Source organism: Mycobacterium pinniadriaticum, assembly GCF_026242045.1.
Lineage (GTDB): Bacteria > Actinomycetota > Actinomycetes > Mycobacteriales > Mycobacteriaceae > Mycobacterium > Mycobacterium pinniadriaticum.
On record NZ_JAPJDO010000083.1, the window covers coordinates 1 to 5,455 of the forward strand.

At 56.1% G+C, this 5,455-nt stretch carries 3 rRNA genes; all 3 read left to right on the forward strand.

Annotation, left to right across the window (positions count from 1 at the left end):
* Nucleotides 1-177 precede the first annotated feature (177 nt).
* The 3 genes from ORI27_RS32625 to rrf all read left to right on the forward strand — a co-directional run bounded on the left by ORI27_RS32625 (nucleotide 178) and on the right by rrf (nucleotide 5,447).
* Nucleotides 178-1,697 (forward strand): 16S ribosomal RNA (locus ORI27_RS32625).
* Nucleotides 1,698-2,084: 387 nt separating this feature from the next.
* Nucleotides 2,085-5,200: ribosomal RNA gene (locus ORI27_RS32630) — 23S ribosomal RNA — on the forward strand.
* 133 nt (nucleotides 5,201-5,333) lie between these two features.
* Nucleotides 5,334-5,447, forward strand: a 5S ribosomal RNA gene (gene rrf / locus ORI27_RS32635).
* Together the 16S, 23S and 5S rRNA genes form the textbook arrangement of a ribosomal RNA operon.
* Nucleotides 5,448-5,455 lie beyond the last annotated feature (8 nt).

Below are 5,455 nucleotides of genomic sequence, written 5' to 3' on the forward strand. Positions count from 1 at the left end.
GGTGTGTTGTTTGAGAACTCAATAGTGTGTTTGGTGGTTTTTGTTTGTTGTTGTTTTTTGCCATGCTCTGATACCCCCGTGTTGGGGTGTGGTTTTTTGATGCCAGTTTTTGGTGTCTTTTTGTTAGGTCAGATTTTTCTGATTCGGATTCTGCCTGGGCTTTGGTCTGGGGGTTTTTGTTTGGAGAGTTTGATTCTGGCTCAGGACGAACGCTGGCGGCGTGCTTAACACATGCAAGTCGAACGGAAAGTGCCCTTCGGGGTGACTCGAGTGGCGAACGGGTGAGTAACACGTGGGTGATCTGCCCTGCACTTTGGGATAAGCCTGGGAAACTGGGTCTAATACCGAATATGACCGCATGCTTCATGGTGTGTGGTGGAAAGCTTTTGCGGTGTGGGATGGGCCCGCGGCCTATCAGCTTGTTGGTGGGGTAATGGCCTACCAAGGCGACGACGGGTAGCCGGCCTGAGAGGGTGACCGGCCACACTGGGACTGAGATACGGCCCAGACTCCTACGGGAGGCAGCAGTGGGGAATATTGCACAATGGGCGCAAGCCTGATGCAGCGACGCCGCGTGAGGGATGACGGCCTTCGGGTTGTAAACCTCTTTCAACTACGACGAAGCGTAAGTGACGGTAGTAGTAGAAGAAGGACCGGCCAACTACGTGCCAGCAGCCGCGGTAATACGTAGGGTCCGAGCGTTGTCCGGAATTACTGGGCGTAAAGAGCTCGTAGGTGGTTTGTCGCGTTGTTCGTGAAAACTCACAGCTCAACTGTGGGCGTGCGGGCGATACGGGCAGACTGGAGTACTGCAGGGGAGACTGGAATTCCTGGTGTAGCGGTGGAATGCGCAGATATCAGGAGGAACACCGGTGGCGAAGGCGGGTCTCTGGGCAGTAACTGACGCTGAGGAGCGAAAGCGTGGGGAGCGAACAGGATTAGATACCCTGGTAGTCCACGCCGTAAACGGTGGGTACTAGGTGTGGGTTTCCTTCCTTGGGATCCGTGCCGTAGCTAACGCATTAAGTACCCCGCCTGGGGAGTACGGCCGCAAGGCTAAAACTCAAAGAAATTGACGGGGGCCCGCACAAGCGGCGGAGCATGTGGATTAATTCGATGCAACGCGAAGAACCTTACCTGGGTTTGACATGCACAGGACGCCGGCAGAGATGTCGGTTCCCTTGTGGCCTGTGTGCAGGTGGTGCATGGCTGTCGTCAGCTCGTGTCGTGAGATGTTGGGTTAAGTCCCGCAACGAGCGCAACCCTTGTCTCATGTTGCCAGCACGTTATGGTGGGGACTCGTGAGAGACTGCCGGGGTCAACTCGGAGGAAGGTGGGGATGACGTCAAGTCATCATGCCCCTTATGTCCAGGGCTTCACACATGCTACAATGGCCGGTACAAAGGGCTGCGATGCCGTGAGGTGGAGCGAATCCTTTCAAAGCCGGTCTCAGTTCGGATCGGGGTCTGCAACTCGACCCCGTGAAGTCGGAGTCGCTAGTAATCGCAGATCAGCAACGCTGCGGTGAATACGTTCCCGGGCCTTGTACACACCGCCCGTCACGTCATGAAAGTCGGTAACACCCGAAGCCGGTGGCCTAACCCTTTGGGAGGGAGCCGTCGAAGGTGGGATCGGCGATTGGGACGAAGTCGTAACAAGGTAGCCGTACCGGAAGGTGCGGCTGGATCACCTCCTTTCTAAGGAGCACCACGAGAATCAGGCCCGCCCACATCGTGTGGGGGTTCGGTGATCTGATCGATTCGTTGGATGGCCCTTGTCACCTGTAGTGGGTGGGGGTCTGGTGCGCGACAAGCAAAGTAGCCGGTAACGGGATTTTTCTGCTGGTGCTGCCAAACACACTGTTGGGCTTTGAGACAACAGGCCCGTGCCCGGGTTTCCGGGTGGCTCCACGGTGGTGGGGTCGGCGTGTTGTTGCCCTGCTTTGGTGGTGGGGTGTGGTGTTTGATTTGTGGATAGTGGTTGCGAGCATCTAGCGCGCAAGGGGTGCGTCGGTCTTCGACAGGGGTCCGGCGTGGTTTTTGTGTGTTGATGTGCAATTTCTTTTTTCGAATTGGTTTTTTGTGTTGTAAGTGTTTAAGGGCGCATGGTGGATGCCTTGGCACTGGGAGCCGATGAAGGACGTGGGAGGCTGCGTTATGCCTCGGGGAGCTGTCAACCGAGCGTGGATCCGAGGATGTCCGAATGGGGAAACCCGGCACGAGTGATGTCGTGTCACCCACTACTGAATACATAGGTAGTGGGGGGGAACGCGGGGAAGTGAAACATCTCAGTACCCGTAGGAAGAGAAAACAATTGTGATTCCGTTAGTAGTGGCGAGCGAACGCGGAGGATGGCTAAACCGTATGCATGTGATACCCGGCAGGGGTTGTGTGTGCGGTGTTGTGGGGCCTGTCTTCTCAGATCTGCCGGTCTGGGCTGCAGTGAGAAAAGAATGTGTTAATCGAAGTGGCCTGGGATGGTCTGCCGTAGTGGGTGAGAGCCCCGTAGGTGAAAACATGTTCTCTGTGGTGATGGGTTCCCGAGTAGCAGCGGGCCCGTGGAATCTGCTGTGAATCTGCCGGGACCACCCGGTAAGCCTGAATACTTCCCAGTGACCGATAGCGGATTAGTACCGTGAGGGAATGGTGAAAAGTACCCCGGGAGGGGAGTGAAATAGTACCTGAAACCGTGCGCTTACAATCCGTCAGAGCCTTCGTTTTACGTGGGGTGATGGCGTGCCTTTTGAAGAATGAGCCTGCGAGTCAGGGACATGTCGCGAGGTTAACCCGGGTGGGGTAGCCGTAGCGAAAGCGAGTCTGAATAGGGCGTATCCAATCCGTAGGGGTTGGTGTAGTGGTGTGTTCTGGACCCGAAGCGGAGTGATCTACCCATGGCCAGGGTGAAGCGCGGGTAAGACCGCGTGGAGGCCCGAACCCACTTAGGTTGAAGACTGAGGGGATGAGTTGTGGGTAGGGGTGAAAGGCCAATCAAACTCCGTGATAGCTGGTTCTCCCCGAAATGCATTTAGGTGCAGCGTTGCGTGTTTCTTGCCGGAGGTAGAGCTACTGGATGGCCGATGGGCCCTACTAGGTTACTGACGTCAGCCAAACTCCGAATGCCGGTAAGTGGAAGCGCAGCAGTGAGACGGCGGGGGATAAGCTCCGTGCGTCGAGAGGGAAACAGCCCAGATCGCCGGCTAAGGCCCCTAAGCGTGTGCTAAGTGGAAAAGGATGTGCAGTCGCGAAGACAACCAGGAGGTTGGCTTAGAAGCAGCCACCCTTGAAAGAGTGCGTAATAGCTCACTGGTCAAGTGATTGTGCGCCGATAATGTAGCGGGGCTCAAGCACACCGCCGAAGCCGCGGCAACGTATTTATACGTTGGGTAGGGGAGCGTCCTGCACTCCGGTGAAGCAGCCTGGTAATGGAGCTGTGGAGGGTGTGGGAGTGAGAATGCAGGCATGAGTAGCGATAAGGCAAGTGAGAACCTTGCCCGCCGAAAGACCAAGGGTTCCTGGGCCAGGCCAGTCCGCCCAGGGTGAGTCGGGACCTAAGGCGAGGCCGACAGGCGTAGTCGATGGACAACGGGTTGATATTCCCGTACCCGTGTGTGAGCGTCCCTGACGAATCCATTCTGCTAATTGCCCAAATGGTGGTTCATCAATCCCTTCGGGGAGCGAGAGTCACCGGCTGCGCAAGACCCGGGTGGGTAGTAGTCAAGCGATGGGGTGACGCAGGTAGGTAGCCGTACCAGTCAGTGGTAATACTGGGGCAAGCCCGTAGGGAGTTGGATAGGTAAATCCGTCCAACACAGATCCTGAGAGGTGATGCATAGCCGAGTGAGGCGAATTCGGTGATCCTTTGCTGCCAAGAAAAGCCTCTAGCGAGCGCACACACGGCCCGTACCCCAAACCAACACAGGTGGTCAGGTAGAGAATACCGAGGCGTACGAGTGAACTATGGTTAAGGAACTCGGCAAAATACCCCCGTAACTTCGGGAGAAGGGGGACCTCCTACCGTCATGGCCCTCGCGGCCGGTAGCGGTGGGGGGTGGCACAAACCAGTGAGAAGCGACTGTTTACTAAAAACACAGGTCCGTGCGAAGTCGCAAGACGATGTATACGGACTGACGCCTGCCCGGTGCTGGAAGGTTAAGAGGACCCGTTAACCCTCGGGTGAAGCGGAGAATTTAAGCCCCAGTAAACGGCGGTGGTAACTATAACCATCCTAAGGTAGCGAAATTCCTTGTCGGGTAAGTTCCGACCTGCACGAATGGCGTAACGACTTCTCAACTGTCTCAACCATAGACTCGGCGAAATTGCACTACGAGTAAAGATGCTCGTTACGCGCGGCAGGACGAAAAGACCCCGGGACCTTCACTATAGCTTGGTATTGGCGTTCGATACGGTTTGTGTAGGATAGGTGGGAGACTGTGAAACACACACGCCAGTGTGTGCGGAGTCATTGTTGAAATACCACTCTGATCGTATTGGACTTCTAACTTCGAACCGTATATCCGGTTCAGGGACAGTGCCTGGTGGGTAGTTTAACTGGGGCGGTTGCCTCCTAAAATGTAACGGAGGCGCCCAAAGGTTCCCTCAACCTGGACGGCAATCAGGTGTTGAGTGCAAGTGCACAAGGGAGCTTGACTGCGAGACGGACATGTCAAGCAGGGACGAAAGTCGGGACTAGTGATCCGGCACCCCCGAGTGGAAGGGGTGTCGCTCAACGGATAAAAGGTACCCCGGGGATAACAGGCTGATCTTCCCCAAGAGTCCATATCGACGGGATGGTTTGGCACCTCGATGTCGGCTCGTCGCATCCTGGGGCTGGAGCAGGTCCCAAGGGTTGGGCTGTTCGCCCATTAAAGCGGCACGCGAGCTGGGTTTAGAACGTCGTGAGACAGTTCGGTCTCTATCCGCCGCGCGCGTCAGAAACTTGAGGAAACCTGTCCCTAGTACGAGAGGACCGGGACGGACGAACCTCTGGTACACCAGTTGTCCCACCAGGGGCACCGCTGGATAGCCACGTTCGGACAGGATAACCGCTGAAAGCATCTAAGCGGGAAACCTTCTCCAAGACCAGGCTTCTCACCCATTCAGTGGGATAAGGCCCCCCGCAGACCACGGGATCGATAGACCAGACCTACACGCACCGCAAGGTGTTCAGGGAACTGGCACTAACCGGCCGAAAACTTACAACAACCAAAACAACAAACCAGTTGATTCGGCAAAAAGTAAGACACACATCCCGCCCGCAACCACACCCCACACAGTCACACGACTGCACCCCACCACCAAAACACAGATTCACACTCAAAAACGAGTGAATAAAGTTACGGCGGCCATAGCGGCAGGGAAACGCCCGGACCCATCCCGAACCCGGAAGCTAAGCCTGCCAGCGCCGATGATACTACCCAACACGGGTGGAAAAGTAGGACACCGCCGAACACAATTTA